Source organism: Bacillus sp. 3103sda1 (assembly GCF_024159135.1).
GTDB classification, from domain to species: domain Bacteria; phylum Bacillota; class Bacilli; order Bacillales; family Bacillaceae_G; genus Bacillus_A; species Bacillus_A rhizoplanae.
Map to the genome: position 1 here is coordinate 3,704,891 of NZ_JAMYWS010000001.1, position 16,875 is coordinate 3,721,765.

Here is a 16,875-nt window from a genome sequence, read left to right on the forward strand (position 1 = left end):
AAAAGAAATGCCTACAATGAGGCATCTCTTTTTATTCAAACTTAAGTGACTTTAATTATACTTGCGGTTCAGACGTATTCACTTTAACTTGCTTCTGACCTTTTCCTTTTTTCAAGCGACGGCTTTCAAGCATCAACCAAATTTGGGATGCAACGAAGACAGAAGAATACGTACCAACAATTAAACCGACAAATAATGCAATTGAGAAGTTACGCAATGACTCACTGCCGAAAATTAATAATGTAATAACAGGTAGTAACACTGTCATGACCGTATTAATAGAACGACCAATCGTTTGACGAATACTCGAGTTCACAATCTCTTCTAAATCACTTACAGTACGAATTTTTTGTTTCTGTTTGTATAACTCACGGTTTCGATCAAACGTAACAATTGAGTCATTAATAGAGTAACCGATAATCGTTAACACCGCTGCGATAAACGTCAGATCAACTTCTAGGTGAAGCAAGCTGAACACAATGATAATGAAGAATGCGTCATGTAACAGTGCTAATACTGCCGATAGCGCATATGTGAAGCGGAAACGAATACTCACATATAAAATGATAATAACTGATGCAATTAACACTGCAAAAAGTGCATTTCGCGCAATTTCTTTTCCAATTGTCGGAGAAACTGTACTTACGTTTGGTTCTGTACCATATTTATCATGGTAGAATGTTTTTACTTTCGCAATATCATCTTTTGATAGTACACCAATTGTACGAACAGCAAATCCTTTATTATCATTACCTGTCGGCACGATATCTTCTTTCTTCACATCTATGTTTAAATCATGTAACTCTTGTTGTACTTGTGAAACCGTTATGGCTTGATTTGTTTTAATGTCCATGCGCGTACCGCTTGAAAAGTCAATTCCAAGATTCAACTTAAAGATTGGTAAAATAATCGCACCTAGAATCATCACAACAACAGAGAACCAGAAAAACTTATGTCCAATATTAACAAAGTTAACACGGTCAAATTTCGTTGGTGCATGTACTACACCTTTCGATAACGGCATGACTTCCTTCGGTTTTACACCAAAGTAAGAATATTTTTTATCAAAGTAACGACTCTTAACAAGTAAGCCAAGTAAGAAGCGTGTACCGTAAACATTTGTAAGGAAGCCGACGAAAATACTTACAATTAAACTTGTCGCAAATCCTTTAACAGAGCTTGTACCGTATACAAATAAGACAGCAGCTGCCGCAAGTGTTGTAATATTCGCATCTAAAATCGTTGATAACGAACGCTGATTACCTGCGCGATATGCTGACAACATCGATTTTCCGATGCGCAGTTCTTCCTTTAGCCTTTCATATGTAATAACGTTTGCATCAACCGCAATTCCGACCCCGAGCACTAGTGCCGCTATACCCGGTAACGTTAGAACCACATGCATCCAATTGAATACGAGTAACGTTATGTAAATATATAAACCAAGCATAATTACTGCTACAAGACCCGGTAGACGATAGAATACAAGCATAAATAAGAAAATAAGAGCTATACCAATTGCACTCGCAAAAATTGTTTTTTGCAATGCCTGCTCTCCAAATTTTGCTCCAACAGAAGTAGAGTATATTTCTTTTAAATCAACAGGAAGTGTTCCGGCATTTAATAAATCTGCAAGTTGTTTTGCACTTTCTACTGTAAAGTTTCCACCAACAATAGATACTTCCGCTTGATTAAATACTTGATTGACAGTAGCTGCCGATAAATATTTAGGCTTTGGCTTCGCTGCTTCTGCCTTATAAGAATCTTTTCCTTCTTCAAAATCAAGCCAAATTACCATTAAATTTGTTGGCTGCGGCATGCTAGATACTTTTTCAGTTACTGCACGGAACTTATCAGCACTCTTTAATTTTAGACTAACGCTTGGACGGCCTTGTTCATCAAATGTTTGTTTTGCTCCATTCGTCGCTAAATCTGAACCATCCATAAGAATGTTATCATTTACATCACGAAATGTTAATTTCGCTTGCGTTGATAACACATCTCGAGCTTGCTGCTGATCTTTTATACCTGCAAGCTGCACACGAATGCGATTATTTCCTTCAATCTGGATATTCGGTTCACTTACACCAAGAACGTTTACACGTTTTTCTAGTGCACCAACCGTACTCACAAGAGTGTCGTGGGTAATTTTATCCCCTTTTTTCGCAGGTTGTACTTCATATAAAATTTCAAAACCGCCTCGAAGATCAAGCCCGAGGTTAATCCCTTTTGTAATGTTTTTTGTCGTTGCTCCAATGATTCCTCCAATTAATAACACAACGAGGAAAAAGGCAACAATTCTGCTACTTCGCTTTGCCATATGTTTCTTGTTCCTCCTTTGAACAAAGGCCCTTGTTCCAAAATTACCTCTTTATCAGTATTCATTATTATACTCCAAGAGGAAGAACAAACCAATTACAACCTATTATTTATTTTCATATTCTTCGAACGACCAAAGCGGTGCTTGATACGCCTTCATCGTTAAAAATGTCATGTAATCGTTAGCTGTTAACGTTAACACATCATTTACAAGCTCATACAATCTGACATCACTAGCTACTTTTTTCCACTTTCGGGTCTTTAAACATTTCCAAACGTCTTCCGTTGTAACGCGCTCATAGCCGAGCATTTGAAACTCTTCTACTTTACTTTCTAAGACGATTTTTAACTGTTCCCGGTATGCTTCTATTAACTCTTCTTTTCCAACCACTTCCAGCTCATCTCCTTCTTATCTCACGTTCCTTATTTCAAATGCTTGTCATGCTTGCCTTATAGATGCATATAAATTATTGTAAATCATTCCACTGATTTTGAGAAGGTAGGAGAAAACTATGACGAAACAAACCTTTTTACGAGGTGCTTTTATTTTAATGTTAGCTGGATTTATCACGAAAATATTAGGCTTTATTAATCGCATTGTAATGGCACGTACTTTAGGAGAAGAAGGTGTTGGATTATATATGATGGCTGTTCCAACATTTATATTAGCTATTACCATTACGCAAATCGGTCTCCCAGTTGCCATCGCAAAACTGATCGCTGAAGCAGAGGCTACACATGATAAGCAACAAGTAAAAAAAATATTAACCGTTTCATTAGCTATTACCTCAGTCATTAGTATTCTATTAACAGCCGGAATTATGCTTCTGGCACCTTTGTTAGCAGAAACCTTACTAACCGATAAACGAACCTATTATCCATTAATCGCTATTTTACCCGTTGTACCTGTTATTGCAGTTTCCTCTGTGCTTCGCGGTTATTTCCAAGGAAGACAAAACATGAAACCGAGCGCCTACGCACAAGTACTAGAACAAGTCGTTCGCATTACAATTATCGCAGTATGCATACGCTTTTTCTTACCATATGGAATAGAATACGCTGCAGCGGGGGCAATGCTATCTGCCGTGCTCGGAGAAGTTGCTTCTCTTTTATTTCTATTAACATTGTTTCAAAAAGAAAAACATCTTTCTATTCGATCTCATTTTATAGGTACTGTGAAAGAAAGCAAAGACACCTTTTATTCTTTAATGGATATTGCACTTCCTACAACTGGAAGCCGCTTAATCGGATCCATTTCTTATTTTTTTGAACCAATTGTTGTCATGCAAAGTTTAGCAATGGCCGGAGTTACAGCCTCTATCGCAACGCAGCAATACGGTATATTAAATGGATATGCATTTCCACTTTTGTCTCTGCCAGCTTTTATTACCTATGCTCTTTCAACAGCGCTCGTTCCTTCTATTAGTGAAGCAAACGCTAAAAAGCAGCACCGTTTAGTAGAGCGTAGATTGCAGCAAGCAATGCGCATCTCTCTTATTACAGGAGGATGGTCTGTTGTTATTCTATACGTATTCGCCGCACCGGTTTTAACTCTTATGTACGGTTCCGATAATGCGACCCTTTTTATTCAAGTACTCGCACCTTGCTTTTTATTTCACTATTTTCAAGGACCGCTCACATCGGTATTACAGGCCTTAAATTTGGCACGTGCCGCCATGATGAACACGTTTATTGGAGCCATTGTGAAATTACTTGTTATTTTCGTCCTTGCCTCGCAGCCAGAATTTCAAATGATGGGTGTCGCCCTTGCAATCGCAGCAAATATCGTTACCGTTACCTTGCTTCACTATGCAACGGTATTAAAAAGGATTACGTTTACTATTTATATAAAAGATTATGTATACGGATTGCTTGCCATGATCATTGCCGGAGGAGCAGGTTTCTATATGCATAAATACATTTTCTTTTCGCCTTCACTGGGTATGCAAACATTATGGGAAGTACTATTAACTACGGTACTTTATATCTTCCTTTTAATCCTCTTTCGCCTTATTAGAAAAGAAGAATTACTTCGATTACCTATCATTCGTAAATTCTCTTTTTTAAAATAAAAAGTTGCTGCCTATTTCAAGAAGCAACTTTTTATTTATCTTTTAGATCAACAAAAAACTGGCCGTTTTGAAAACTACAATATGAAATGTTTTCAATATCCTTATACCCTAATTTCTTTAGTTTGTCTTCCAACCATATATCGGTATGTTCCATCATATATAAATGTTTTCGTTGAATTTCACCATCAATAATAAGCGGAACTGAAAATAATGGTGTGTCATTTTTACTTTTTTTACTTTTTTGTTTTTCAAATACTGATAATCTTCCAGACGGCTCTAAAATGGCATATTCCACATCACGTATATCACCGATACTTTGCTCACGTAATTGCATGAGCAAATCATCCATATTGTAACGCTGTTTACGCATTTGCTTCTCATCGATTTTTCCCTCACGCACGATAATAGCCGGCTCTCCTTCTAATATATGACGAATACGCTGACTTTTTAACGAAACAAGGGATAAAGCAATTTGGATGACCATAATAAGCACCATCGGAACGAGTTGATGCCAAATGGATTTATCCATATTTTCAATCGCAATAACCGCCATTTCACCCAGCATAATAAAAACGACTAAATCCAAAACACTCAATTCCCCAATTTCACGTTTTCCCATTAGACGAAAAATAATTAACATCACACTGTATAAGATAATTGTTCGAAAGACAATTTGAACTAGTTCCATCTTTCATTTCCTTTCTCGTTGCAATTTCTATCTATTAGTTTCCCCGCACAAAAAGAAACTAGTCTAACTTAGCAAAACAGGAAATATGCTTGTATTAGAAAGGAGAGATGCTCTATGGATGGAACGAAAAAATTATCAATTGCAGTTGGATTCGGCATCGTTACCTTACTTATCTTCGCTTGCCTAGCAAGTATCATCATTGCTTTATTATTGAAGTTTACAAACATAAATGAAGGAACTTTATCCATCGCACTTTTTGTTCTCGCAATTGTGTCGACAATAATCGCTGGATTTGTTGCTGGGGTAAAAGCACAAGGAAAAGGATGGTTTGTCGGTGGATCCACTGGAGTCGTATTTGCCATTCTCGTATTTCTTGTAAATTATTTAGGCTTTTCATCGGCGTTATCAAAGGTACAGCTTCTATATCAACTTGTGATTATTGCAGCAAGTACAATTGGGGGCATACTCGGAGTCAACATTGGTAAGCGTACAACATATTAAAAAAAGCTGTCCTAAAAGTAATACTTTTGGGACAGCTTTTTTCATTAGCTTTTTACAATTTCACGAATCGCACTGCGATCAAATGTAAGGTGTGAGCCACCAGATTTAATCACGATTGTTGTATCAGTTACAGATTCAATTGTACCGTGCATGCCGCCAATTGTTACGATTGCATCACCTTTTGACAGTTCGCTTTGCATTTGTGCTACTGCCTTTTGACGCTTTTGTTGCGGGCGAATTAATAAGAAGTAGAAAATCGCAAACATCGCAACGATCATGATAATATTCATCATACCTGGATTCATCTTTTATTCCTCCTTAATTATTATGTATTAGAAATTTTTAGCATTTGGTTTATTAAAGCCATACTGTTCAAAGAACTCATCACGGAAGTCTCCAAGACGGTCTTCACGAATAGCTTGTCTCACCTGCTCCATTAATTTTAACAGAAAATGCAGGTTGTGATAAGACGTTAAACGAATTCCGAATGTTTCATCACATTTCATTAAGTGACGAATGTATGCACGTGAATAGTTTTTACATGTGTAACAATCACAATTTGGATCAAGCGGGCCAAAGTCTTTTGCAAATTTTGCATTTTTTACAACTAAACGACCTTCACTTGTCATACATGTACCATTTCGCGCAATACGAGTTGGAAGTACACAGTCGAACATATCGATACCACGAATTGCACCGTCAATTAACGAGTCTGGAGATCCAACACCCATTAAATAACGAGGCTTATTATCCGGAAGAAGTGGTGTTGTAAATTCAAGCACACGATTCATAATATCTTTTGGTTCTCCAACAGATAATCCACCAACTGCATAACCCGGGAAATCCATTGAAACAAGGTCGCGTGCACTTTGGCGACGAAGTTCTTCAAACTCTCCGCCCTGTACAATACCAAATAGACCTTGATCCTGCGGACGCTGATGCGCTTTTAAACAACGCTCTGCCCAGCGGCTCGTACGCTCTACTGATTTTTTCATATACTCAAATGTCGCTGGAAACGGCGGACACTCATCAAATGCCATCATAATATCAGAACCAAGTGCATTTTGAATTTCCATTGCCTTTTCTGGCGATAAGAATAATTTATCTCCATTTAAGTGATTGCGGAAATGAACACCTTCTTCTTCAATGCGGCGGAAGTCACTTAAACTAAATACTTGGAAGCCACCAGAATCTGTTAAAATTGAACGATCCCAGTTCATAAATTTATGCAAACCGCCTGCCTCGCGTACAATTTCATGACCAGGACGAAGCCATAAATGGTATGTATTACTCAAAATAATCCCCGCATCCATTGCTTTTAATTCTTCTGGCGACATTGTTTTTACTGTCGCAAGTGTTCCTACTGGCATAAAAATTGGCGTTTCAAATGAACCGTGCGGTGTATGAACGCGGCCTAAACGTGCTCCTGTTTGTTTACATGTTTTAATTAATTCATAACGTATTGCTGTCATATAGTTACTCCTTTTTATTTCTTCTCTACTTTAGAGTGAGATGCAACAAACATCGCATCACCGAAACTAAAGAAACGATACTTTTCTTTTACCGCTTCATTGTACGCATGAAGAACATTTTCTCTTCCTGCAAATGCACTCACAAGCATAATTAATGTTGATTTTGGCAAGTGGAAGTTTGTAATCAAACCATCGATTGCTTTAAATTCATATCCTGGATACATGAAAATATCGGTCCAGCCAGAAGCTGCGCAAATCTTACCATTATTGTCTGTTGCAATTGTTTCAAGCGTACGCGTTGATGTTGTACCAACAGTGATAATACGGCCGCCTTCTTGTTTTACACGATTTAGCAAATCTGCTGTTTCCGCCGACATATGATAATACTCTGCGTGCATATGGTGTTCTTCGATTGTATCTGCAGAAACTGGTCTAAATGTCCCAAGTCCAACATGCAGTGTAATAAACGCTAAATGAACGCCTTTTTGCTTCAGTTGTTCTAATAGCTCTTCTGTAAAATGAAGCCCAGCTGTTGGCGCTGCTGCTGAACCAACTTCGCGTGCAAATACCGTCTGATAACGGTCACGATCTTCAAGCGTTTCTTTAATATACGGAGGAAGCGGCATTTCACCAAGTTCATCTAAAATTTCATAGAAAATACCGTCATACGAAAATTCCAACTGACGACCACCTTGTTCGCCAGTTCCAACACATGTTGCTTTTAGTTTTCCCTCACCAAAAGAAATTACCGTTCCTTCTTTCACACGTTTCGCAGGTTTAACAAGCGTCTCCCAAGTATCTCCATCTTCTTGCTTTAATAAAAGCACTTCAATATGTGCACCTGTATCTTCTTTTACACCATGCAAACGAGCAGGCATCACTTTCGTTTCATTTAAAACTAAGCAATCACCCTCATGCAAATAAGAAAGAATATCAGTAAAATGTTTATGCTGAATCTCACCCGTTTCACGATCTAACACCATTAATCTTGATGTTTCACGTTCTTCAAGCGGTATTTGTGCAATGAGTTCTTCTGGCAAATGAAAATCAAACAGATTAATATCCATAACTATGTTCACCTATTTCTATTTGAATCGATTTATGACATACATAATAAAAGATAATACAATACTTATCACAATACACGTAATGATAGGAAAATAAAAGGTAACGTTCCCCTTTTTCACAAAAATATCGCCTGGAAGTCTTCCTATGAACTTCCAAGCCAATCCAACAACAACCAAAAGGATACCAGCCGTAATAAGCAGCTTTGACATATCCATCATACTTGCGGCATCTCCATTCCGAAATGTTCATAGGCAAGCGGTGTAACAATGCGGCCCCTTGGTGTTCTTTGCAGGAAGCCAATTTGCAGTAAGTACGGCTCATACACATCTTCAATTGTATGAGATTCTTCCCCAATCGTTGCTGAGACTGTTTCTAATCCAACTGGACCTCCACGAAATTTTTCAATAATACCAAGCAATAATTTATGATCAATATGATCTAGCCCAAGTTTATCTACTTGCAGTAGTTCAAGTGCCATTTGTGTAATATCCATCGTAACGGTTCCATCACCGCGCACCTGCGCAAAATCACGTACACGGCGCAGTAAACGGTTCGCAATTCGCGGTGTACCTCGTGCACGCCTTGCAATTTCTAAGGCAGCCAACGAATCAATTTCAACTTCAAACACTTCTGCTGTACGTTCTACAATGGCTGATAACTGATTAACTGTGTAATATTCTAAACGAGACAATACACCGAAACGATCTCGAAGCGGTGCAGATAACGCACCTGCACGCGTCGTTGCACCAACTAGTGTAAACGGAGGTAAATCGAGCCGAACAGAGCGCGCTGTCGGACCTTTTCCAATTACAATATCAAGACAGAAATCTTCCATCGCTGGATATAATACTTCTTCAATTGAGCGATGTAAACGATGAATTTCATCAATGAATAAAACATCACCTGGCTGAAGCGCCGTTAATACCGCTGCTAAATCACCTGGTCGTTCAATTGCCGGTCCTGACGTTGTACGAATATTAACGCCCATTTCATTCGCAATAATATTTGCTAATGTCGTTTTCCCAAGTCCTGGCGGTCCATACAATAAGACGTGATCTAACGTTTCTTCACGCATTTTTGCCGCTTCAATAAATACTTCTAAATTATGTTTTGCTTTATCTTGCCCAATATATTGACGGAGCGTTTGTGGTCTTAACGAATATTCTAAGTCCACATCTTCATATGCGGATTCCCCCGAGACAAGACGTTCGTCCATTCTACTCACCTCTTACCATTTAGTAAAAGACTAAGTGCCTTTTTAATATATTGATCCGTCGTAAGTGACTCTTTTAATAGTTCTGGCACAACGCGAGACACTTCTCGCTCTGCGTATCCAAGTGCTCTAAGTGCTTCCAGTGCTTCATCAAGCTCCGCAGATGTTCCTTTCTTCTCATCGAAACGCTCTGCATCTGAAAATAAGTCAACAAAGGCATCCGGCACAACATCTGCCAATTTCCCTTTTAAGTCTAAAATCATTTGACGCGCTGTTTTCTTTCCAACGCCCGGGAACTTCACTAAGAATTTTTCATCCTCATGTTCAATCGCTTGCACAACCTGCCCTGTTTGACCAGAAGCTAGAATCGCAAGGGCACCTTTTGGTCCAATCCCCGATACACCTAAAAGCTTTGTAAATAACAAACGCTCTTCACGCGTTTTAAATCCGTAAAGGGCCATGATATCTTCTCTTACATAATGATATGTATATACGCGAAGTTCTTGTTCACTTCTTTGGAATACATACGGATTTGGAGTAAAAATTTGATAACCAATTCCTTTATGGTCAAGAACGATATATTCCGGTCCTACATATTCCACATAACCTGTAATATATTCAAACAAAACTGTATCTCTCCCTCTCAAATCATGTATTCCATTTTAACATAAATAATGATATAAATGCGAGATTCCCCCAACAAATGTTCTCTATTCTATTTTGTCATTTTCATATTGACAGAGCACCTTCAAAAAATTAATATTGCAAAATGATTTTAGAAAAACAAAAATAAGAAACAGCCGTAGCTATTTTAAGCTACGGCTGTTTCCATTACTCCTAGAATACTGCTCCATATCCTTCATTACTTCCACAAATCGCTCTTTTGATTTCACCCGAATCCCGCGCTTCAACCGTTCACGCTGATAACTCTCCATCTTTTTCATATCAATTTGAAAGAAGGAATGAATGACATTATCGGTTTCTGGCACACCGTTAAAAATTTGGAGAATCCCCTCTTTCGAAACCCCAAAATAACCGCTTGTTTTTAATAACGGTGAAATATCCTCAATGCGCTTTTGTAATACAATTTGCCCATCGTCTCGATCGACAAGTTGCCACTCTTTATATTGCTCCAAAAGCTTTTCTAAATTCACGACCTTTTCCGTGAAGATTTCCTGACTCACTTCCCCGTCTAAATATGTACGCTGCAACATGATTGTAATTTGAGGTTCTTGTTGCACTGCATTACCCGAACTTTCTGCCAATGCTACACTCGATTCATGATAAAAACAAAACACAGCTAGCACGATTTGCATTGCAATGATCATGAATTTCATATGCTGTCACCTCTTTTAGGGAAAATAAAAAACTTCTATTTACAGTTTGACCGAAAATAGAAGTTTTATCCCCTAGAAAAGCGGCGCCGACTGTTAACCCACTTAGGCTAAGGTTCTTAGGCGGAAGGAGTTAGGAGGCGAAGCTAGACAATACGAAAACGGAACTGACTAGAATAAATTGAAACTAACCATCAGTGGGGGGTTCTTCATCCCCCACTGATGGTTAGTTGAACCAATCGGGCGCATGCCAGCAGTTATCTCCCCACCTATCTTCCTCGTTTCTTTTTGAATCTTGAGGTGGGAGGATAACTGCCCGTTCATGCGGGATAAACAACAAAAAGCGGAATAGGATCTTCATCCTACTCCGCTAGGTTTCTATATAATAAGAAAGACGCCTGTCATGCAGGCGTCTTGATGCGTTTTACGGCGAGAGACCAGGCGGCCACATCCGCGTGTTTAGCACTTAAGCATATCTCTCGTCTTACGTAAATTAGCTCATCGCTTTGTTAATATAACATTAATCATATAAGAAAGCAAGAAGGAAATGAATTACATCGCCATCGTTGGCTTGGAATACATAGCTATCTACACCAATATTTCCACCACCAGCGCTACGCACAACGAAATTGCTATTTCCAGTTACTTTATATCGACCAACAGGAATATTCTTTTCCGCTTTTACTATAACATACAGAAAAAGGTCAAAATCACGCACTCTTATATTTAAGCTCCCAATGCGATACATTTCATATAAAAAAAGGGGAAAGGACTAACCCTTTCCCCTTTTCATTATCGCACCACATTATTTACATTTGCACGAAGGTCTTGGAACAGCTGCGTTACGTCACGATTTACATTGTTTGTAACTGTCCCATTTCGAAGACTTGTGCTTAACGTGTCAACACGAGTAAACATATCTTCTTTTGCCGTTACATAGACATTTCGATTGTTAACAAGCGGCGCAACAGCTTTACGAATGTCATCTGTTAATGCTTTTTCATCTGTCCCACTGCGAGATTTTACTGCAATGACAACATCATTACCACGCACAACAGTAGAAACACGTTCCACGTTAGGCATACCCTTTACACGATTGGTAACAGCTTCAGCTGTTTTGGAATCAGCGTTAGCAGGCGCGTTGTTCATCGTCACATTACGAGTTGGATATGGATTCGCTATTTGACCGTGATAATTTACATCACGGTAATAATTGTACCCGACGTTATCACGACGATCATGAATATTTTGGTTAATATCGGAATACTTTACATTTCCATACTGGTCTGTTTTTGCGTTGTTACGGTATGTGACATAATCTGTGGTACGATCTGTACGCGTTACATTATTGTTCGGATAGGTATTATCGTACGATGTACGCTGGTAATTATAAGTTGCATTACGGTCCATCGCACTTTTATTTGTAGTCGTACCACATGCAGCTAAAGCACTGGTAACTAACAAAGAAGCGGCAATAAGTTTAATTTGTTTGTTCAATATGAAAACCCCCTCTGTTAGGATGAACTTTTCTTTCGAAAAGCTCCTTCTTATCATGAGTCGCAAAGGGGGTTTTTACACTGTCAGTATTTTACTTAAAAGTTTGGAGGTGCTGCTGCTAAACGACGTTTATGCTCCGAGCGGGCATGAAGACGCTCAATGATAAGGCTTTTACTTTCGCTTGTAACCACTCAACAAGTTTTTCAATTTTTTGTTCCATTTCTGCTACTTTCTTTCTCAGCAGGATTCATTTGTACTTATTTTATTATATTATCTAATCTTTTCCGAATTTCCACACAGATTTTCACAAAAAAGCCGTTCTTTATAAAAGAACGGCTCCCTGACACTCTTTTTAATTTTCCTCTTCTTCCGGATATGGTGTACCAAATACGGAAGGAGGATTTGATGGATAATACATTGTACCCGGCTGCGGTGTATACGGAATATATGGGTTTTGCTGATAAGTTTCACGTGGGAAGTATGGCATACCTGGCTGCGGGCTATATAATTTAGGTTCATCATCACAACCACAATCTTCTTGTATTGGCGCAATTGGCGGTGCATTATTATCCATTGTTATAGGTGCGACATTTGGATTTGGCATAGAAGTGTATTGCATATCATATGGTGGCATGCCCTGCATTGGCGGCATACCTTGCATTGCTGGCATGCCGTAGTATGGATTTTGTTGATATGGCATTTGATAATGTGGTCCTGGCATCATTTGCTGTGGATATGGTGATTGATATGGCATCTGTTGTGGGTATGATGGTTGATATGGCATCTGTTGTGGGTATGATGGTTGATATGGATACGGCATTGGTGCAAATGGTGGCATTTGATTATTTTCCATCATCGGCATCACATTTGGCATATGGCTACTTTCCATCATCGGCATCATATTTGGCATGTGGCTACTTTCCATCATCGGCATCACGTTTGGCATGTGGCTACTTTCCATCATCGGCATCACGTTTGGCATTTGATTACTTTCCATCATCGGCATCACGTTTGGCATTTGATTACTTTCCATCATCGGCATCACGTTTGGCATGTGATTACTTTCCATCATCGGCATCACGTTTGGCATTTGATTACTTTCCATCATCGGCATCACGTTTGGCATTTGATTACTTTCCATCATCGGCATCACGTTTGGCATTTGATTACTTTCCATCATCGGCATCACGTTTGGCATGTGGCTACTTTCCATCATCGGCATCATGTTTGGCATGTGGCTACTTTCCATCATCGGCATCACGTTTGGCATATGGCTACTTTCCATCATCGGCATCATGTTTGGCATGTGGCTACTTTCCATCATCGGCATCATGTTTGGCATGTGGCTACTTTCCATCATCGGCATCATGTTTGGCATGTGGCTACTTTCCATCATTGGCATCACATTTGGTATTGGGCTATTTTCCATCATTGGCATAACATCTGGTATTGGGCTATTTTCCATTATTGGCATAACACCTGGTATTTGGGGTTCCATTATTGGCATAACACCTGGTATTGGGCTATTCTCCATTATTGGCATCGTAACATTAGGTGGAAGCACTTGTGGAATTTCTTTTGTAACCTGCGGTGCGACGACATTGCTTACATTTTCTTTTTTCACTTCCGGTGCAACGACATTACTTACATTTTCTTTCTTCACTTCTGGTGCGACAACATTACTTACATTTTCTTTCTTCGCTTCCGGCACGATGATATTGCTTACATTTTCTTTTTTCATTTCCGGTGCGACGACATTACTTACATTTTCTTTCTTCACTTCTGGTGCGACAACATTACTTCCCTTCATTTTATTTACTTGCGGAGAAATTAAATCGTTACCTTTTTTTATAATATCTGCAATTTTATAATCTTTTTTCGCTTTTACTGGCGGTTGCGGTGGCTGTGGTAAAATGTTCACGGAAAATTTTGTGCTCTCTTTTTGTTTTTCTACTTTGCTAACAACGGGTTGCTTCTCAACAACAGGTAGTTTTTCTACTGGTTTCTCTTTTTGTATAGGCTGTTCCTTTTGTATAGGCTGCTCCTTTTGTATAGGCTGCTCCTTTTGTATAGGCTGCTCCTTTTGAACTTCTTTTTGTGGTTTCAATTGCATTTCCTTCTGCGGTTTTTGCGCTGCTGGTTTTTCTGTAATTGGTCCAGCTTGTGGAACGGCCTCCTCCTCTTCTTCTATACCAAGAGGTTTAGGCGCAACTGGAAATTCTTTTTGCTGCACTTCTTTTACATATTCTTTTGGAGGGACTGAACCAGCACCTGGATTTTTTTTAATCGAAACACTGTTAGATGGTACTTTAATTTTCATGCCCGGCATAATTAAGTCTGGATTACTGAGCTGTGTATTCGCGTTTTTTAATGCTTCAAAATCCACCCCGTACTTTTTCGCAATTTTCCAAAGGGTATCCCCTTTTTGCACGATATGAATTTTCAAATTTTCCCCCTCCTGTATAACTTATCTATAATAAAGTGAAACTTCCATCAGTGGAGGTTTTCTTCATCCCCCACTGACGGTTAGTTGAACCAATCAGGCTTTTACGGACAGTTATCTCCACCTATCTTCTTCGCTTTTCTCTGAATCTTAAGGTGGGGGTCTTACTGTCCGTTAATGCGGGATAAAAACGGATATTAACACAATGATTGCTTCAACACAATGTATGCTCATGAAAGAAGAATTATGTACAAAAGAAAAAGCAACGGAAATCCGTTGCTTCTATGCTCGCTCTAACATTCTGTTTAGCGCAAGTACTGCTTCTTCCGTTATTTTTTTATCTACTTGAATTACATTTACATGCTCGCCGCGCTCGATTGCTTCAAGTGCCCATAGTAAATGTGGTAAATCAATGCGATTCATCGTTAAGCACGGGCACATGAATGGATTTAACGAAATAATCTCTTTATCTGGGTGCTGCTGAATAATACGATTGACTAAGTTCATTTCTGTACCGATTGCCCACTTACTTCCGGACGGAGCTTTTTCAAGCATATCAATAATATATTTTGTTGAACCTGCATAATCAGAAGCTGCAACAACTTCATAACAGCATTCTGGGTGAACAATAATATTCATATCTGGATGATTTTTTCTTACACTTTCAATATTCTTCACAGTGAAATTTTGATGGACGGAACAATGCCCTTTCCATAAAATAACCTGAACGTCTTCCACATTCCCATCATATTCTAATGAATCTGTGTGCGGATCCCAAACAGCCATTTTTTCCAATGGTACACCGAGGTCATACGCTGTATTACGTCCTAAATGTTGATCTGGTAAGAATAAAATACGTTCTTTTTGTGTAAACGCCCATTTCACCATCTCTTTCGCATTAGAAGATGTAACTGTCGCGCCGCCATTTCGGCCGCAAAATGCTTTGATTGCAGCAGTTGAGTTTACATATGTTAACGGAAGCATTGTATCTCCGAATAATTGCTGCAATTCTTTCCAAGCTCGCTCTGTTTGTTCGATATCAGCCATATCGGCCATGGAACAACCAGCTCGCATATCAGGAAGAATGACAATTTGTTCATCTGTTGTTAACATATCAGCTGTTTCTGCCATAAAATGAACACCGCAAAACACAATATATTTTGCTTCTTTATTGCGCGCTGCTACTTGCGCAAGCTGCAGGGAATCTCCCGTTGAATCTGAAAATTGAACGACCTCATCTTTTTGATAATGATGCCCCGGAATGAAAAGCTTTTCCCCTAACTTTTCTTTAATCTCACGTACACGCGCTTCCATTTCTTTAATTGCCATTGTTTGATAACGCTCTGGTAACATTGTTTCAATCGGTTGCACTGTTTCTAAAATACTCATCTGTGAAGTCCCCCTCTTCCCTTCTCACAATCACACTTCAATATTGAAACTAATATCTAATGCTTTAACAGAATGAGTTAATAATCCTAACGAAATGTAATCTACACCTGTTTGACCATACTCTGCTAAATTTTCAATCGTAATTCCACCAGAAGCTTCCGTAACAATCGCACTTGGGACAAGCTTACAGTATTCACGTACTTCTTCTGGCATACGATTATCAAACATAATAATGTCCGCCCCGGCAGCAACTGCTTCTAACACTTGTTCTTTCGTTTCTGTCTCTACTTCTACTTTCACCATATGTCCAAGTCGCTCTTTCACTGCTGTTACCGCTTTTGTAATCGAACCAGCGAACGCAATATGATTATCTTTAATCATGACACCATCATATAATCCAAAGCGATGATTATAACCACCGCCGCATACAACAGCATATTTATCAAACATACGAAGTCCTGGCATTGTTTTTCTCGTATCACAAATGCGTGTATGATCGCTTCCTAGTGCAGTAACTGCTTTTCTTGTCATCGTCGCTACGCCGCTCATACGCTGAATAACATTTAACACAACACGCTCAGCTGTTAATAAAGAAGCAATCGGTCCTTGTACAGTGGCAAGGATATCTCCGTTTTTTACCATATCTCCGTCTTTTGCATGGAGTGTAACTTCAATCCGATTATCTAATAACGTAAAACCTTCCTTAATTACATCGGCCCCTGCAAAAACACCCGTATCCTTTACTAGGAACGTTCCCCGCGCTTGCAGGTCATTTGGAAAAATAAACTGCGATGTTACATCTCGCTCCCCGATATCTTCTAGAAAAAATTGTTTCAATGCCTCTTTTACTTTTAATGTATTCATAGAACCCCTCTTTTC

General features: G+C 39.0%; 17 protein-coding genes. 2 read left to right on the plus strand and 15 right to left on the minus strand.

Annotated features, from left to right (window positions below):
- Positions 1 to 55: 55 nt before the first annotated feature.
- Together secDF and NKR74_RS18645 are read right to left on the minus strand one after the other, a co-directional pair.
- On the minus strand, positions 56 to 2,320 hold the full coding sequence (gene secDF, locus NKR74_RS18640) for a protein translocase subunit SecDF (protein WP_098308005.1): 2,265 nt from the start codon (positions 2,318 to 2,320) through the stop codon (positions 56 to 58).
- A 105-nt stretch (positions 2,321 to 2,425) separates the two neighbouring features.
- Complete coding sequence (locus NKR74_RS18645) at positions 2,426 to 2,710, minus strand: post-transcriptional regulator (protein ID WP_098308007.1); 285 nt, start codon at positions 2,708 to 2,710, stop codon at positions 2,426 to 2,428.
- 121 nt (positions 2,711 to 2,831) lie between these two features.
- On the opposite strand from NKR74_RS18645, the gene spoVB reads away from it, so the two are divergent.
- Positions 2,832 to 4,391, plus strand: coding sequence for a stage V sporulation protein B (gene spoVB / locus NKR74_RS18650; RefSeq protein ID WP_098308009.1), 1,560 nt, complete (start codon positions 2,832 to 2,834; stop codon positions 4,389 to 4,391).
- Between the two features lie 31 nt (positions 4,392 to 4,422).
- On the opposite strand, the gene NKR74_RS18655 is transcribed toward spoVB, so the two are convergent.
- Positions 4,423 to 5,079 carry a DUF421 domain-containing protein gene (locus NKR74_RS18655; RefSeq protein WP_098308011.1) on the minus strand — a complete coding sequence of 219 codons (657 nt, stop codon included), beginning with the start codon at positions 5,077 to 5,079 and terminating at the stop codon, positions 4,423 to 4,425.
- A gap of 114 nt (positions 5,080 to 5,193) precedes the next feature.
- Between NKR74_RS18655 and NKR74_RS18660 the strand changes: the two genes are divergently transcribed.
- A complete protein-coding gene (locus NKR74_RS18660; RefSeq protein ID WP_098308013.1) occupies positions 5,194 to 5,580 on the plus strand; it encodes a TIGR04086 family membrane protein in 387 nt (128 codons plus the stop codon).
- 44 nt (positions 5,581 to 5,624) lie between these two features.
- On the opposite strand, the gene yajC is transcribed toward NKR74_RS18660, so the two are convergent.
- From yajC to nadC, 12 genes are all read right to left on the minus strand, one after another.
- On the minus strand, positions 5,625 to 5,885 hold the full coding sequence (yajC, locus tag NKR74_RS18665) for a preprotein translocase subunit YajC (protein WP_098308015.1): 261 nt from the start codon (positions 5,883 to 5,885) through the stop codon (positions 5,625 to 5,627).
- A gap of 27 nt (positions 5,886 to 5,912) precedes the next feature.
- Positions 5,913 to 7,052: a tRNA guanosine(34) transglycosylase Tgt gene (gene tgt, locus NKR74_RS18670; RefSeq protein WP_098308017.1), complete on the minus strand. Its 1,140-nt coding sequence runs from the start codon at positions 7,050 to 7,052 to the stop codon at positions 5,913 to 5,915.
- A 14-nt stretch (positions 7,053 to 7,066) separates the two neighbouring features.
- Complete coding sequence (queA, locus tag NKR74_RS18675) at positions 7,067 to 8,119, minus strand: tRNA preQ1(34) S-adenosylmethionine ribosyltransferase-isomerase QueA (RefSeq protein WP_098308019.1); 1,053 nt, start codon at positions 8,117 to 8,119, stop codon at positions 7,067 to 7,069.
- Between the two features lie 18 nt (positions 8,120 to 8,137).
- Positions 8,138 to 8,338 (minus strand): DUF2905 domain-containing protein, encoded by a 201-nt coding sequence (locus NKR74_RS18680; protein WP_098308021.1) that lies wholly within the window; start codon positions 8,336 to 8,338, stop codon positions 8,138 to 8,140.
- Positions 8,335 to 9,336, minus strand: a complete 1,002-nt coding sequence (gene ruvB / locus NKR74_RS18685; RefSeq protein WP_098308023.1) for a Holliday junction branch migration DNA helicase RuvB — start codon at positions 9,334 to 9,336, stop codon at positions 8,335 to 8,337. The genes NKR74_RS18680 and ruvB overlap by 4 nt, the downstream gene beginning before the upstream one ends.
- 5 nt (positions 9,337 to 9,341) lie before the next feature.
- Entirely contained in the window at positions 9,342 to 9,959 is a 618-nt protein-coding gene (gene ruvA, locus NKR74_RS18690; RefSeq protein WP_098308025.1) for a Holliday junction DNA helicase RuvA, read from the minus strand.
- A 180-nt stretch (positions 9,960 to 10,139) separates the two neighbouring features.
- On the minus strand, positions 10,140 to 10,670 hold the full coding sequence (locus tag NKR74_RS18695) for a BofC C-terminal domain-containing protein (protein ID WP_253630488.1): 531 nt from the start codon (positions 10,668 to 10,670) through the stop codon (positions 10,140 to 10,142).
- Between the two features lie 517 nt (positions 10,671 to 11,187).
- A complete protein-coding gene (locus NKR74_RS18700) occupies positions 11,188 to 11,385 on the minus strand; it encodes a hypothetical protein (RefSeq protein ID WP_141524997.1) in 198 nt (65 codons plus the stop codon).
- A 74-nt stretch (positions 11,386 to 11,459) separates the two neighbouring features.
- Positions 11,460 to 12,164: a YhcN/YlaJ family sporulation lipoprotein gene (locus NKR74_RS18705; protein ID WP_253630489.1), complete on the minus strand. Its 705-nt coding sequence runs from the start codon at positions 12,162 to 12,164 to the stop codon at positions 11,460 to 11,462.
- A gap of 352 nt (positions 12,165 to 12,516) precedes the next feature.
- The gene (gene safA / locus NKR74_RS18710) at positions 12,517 to 14,610 is read right to left on the minus strand and encodes a SafA/ExsA family spore coat assembly protein (protein ID WP_253630490.1); all 2,094 of its coding nucleotides are present in this window, start codon (positions 14,608 to 14,610) and stop codon (positions 12,517 to 12,519) included.
- A 279-nt stretch (positions 14,611 to 14,889) separates the two neighbouring features.
- The gene (gene nadA, locus NKR74_RS18715; RefSeq protein ID WP_253630491.1) at positions 14,890 to 15,996 is read right to left on the minus strand and encodes a quinolinate synthase NadA; all 1,107 of its coding nucleotides are present in this window, start codon (positions 15,994 to 15,996) and stop codon (positions 14,890 to 14,892) included.
- A 30-nt stretch (positions 15,997 to 16,026) separates the two neighbouring features.
- The gene (nadC, locus tag NKR74_RS18720) at positions 16,027 to 16,860 is read right to left on the minus strand and encodes a carboxylating nicotinate-nucleotide diphosphorylase (protein WP_098305038.1); all 834 of its coding nucleotides are present in this window, start codon (positions 16,858 to 16,860) and stop codon (positions 16,027 to 16,029) included.
- Positions 16,861 to 16,875: the final 15 nt, after the last annotated feature.

Coding starts and splice junctions, on each gene's coding strand:
- secDF (WP_098308005.1), bottom strand. CDS start 2,320: ATGGCAAAGCGAAGTAGCAGAATTGTTGCCTTTTTCCTCGTTGTGTTA.
- spoVB (WP_098308009.1), top strand. CDS start 2,832: ATGACGAAACAAACCTTTTTACGAGGTGCTTTTATTTTAATGTTAGCT.
- NKR74_RS18655 (WP_098308011.1), bottom strand. CDS start 5,079: ATGGAACTAGTTCAAATTGTCTTTCGAACAATTATCTTATACAGTGTG.
- NKR74_RS18660 (WP_098308013.1), top strand. CDS start 5,194: ATGGATGGAACGAAAAAATTATCAATTGCAGTTGGATTCGGCATCGTT.
- yajC (WP_098308015.1), bottom strand. CDS start 5,885: ATGAATCCAGGTATGATGAATATTATCATGATCGTTGCGATGTTTGCG.
- tgt (WP_098308017.1), bottom strand. CDS start 7,052: ATGACAGCAATACGTTATGAATTAATTAAAACATGTAAACAAACAGGA.
- queA (WP_098308019.1), bottom strand. CDS start 8,119: ATGGATATTAATCTGTTTGATTTTCATTTGCCAGAAGAACTCATTGCA.
- NKR74_RS18680 (WP_098308021.1), bottom strand. CDS start 8,338: ATGATGGATATGTCAAAGCTGCTTATTACGGCTGGTATCCTTTTGGTT.
- ruvB (WP_098308023.1), bottom strand. CDS start 9,336: ATGGACGAACGTCTTGTCTCGGGGGAATCCGCATATGAAGATGTGGAC.
- NKR74_RS18695 (WP_253630488.1), bottom strand. CDS start 10,670: ATGAAATTCATGATCATTGCAATGCAAATCGTGCTAGCTGTGTTTTGT.
- nadA (WP_253630491.1), bottom strand. CDS start 15,996: ATGAGTATTTTAGAAACAGTGCAACCGATTGAAACAATGTTACCAGAG.
- nadC (WP_098305038.1), bottom strand. CDS start 16,860: ATGAATACATTAAAAGTAAAAGAGGCATTGAAACAATTTTTTCTAGAA.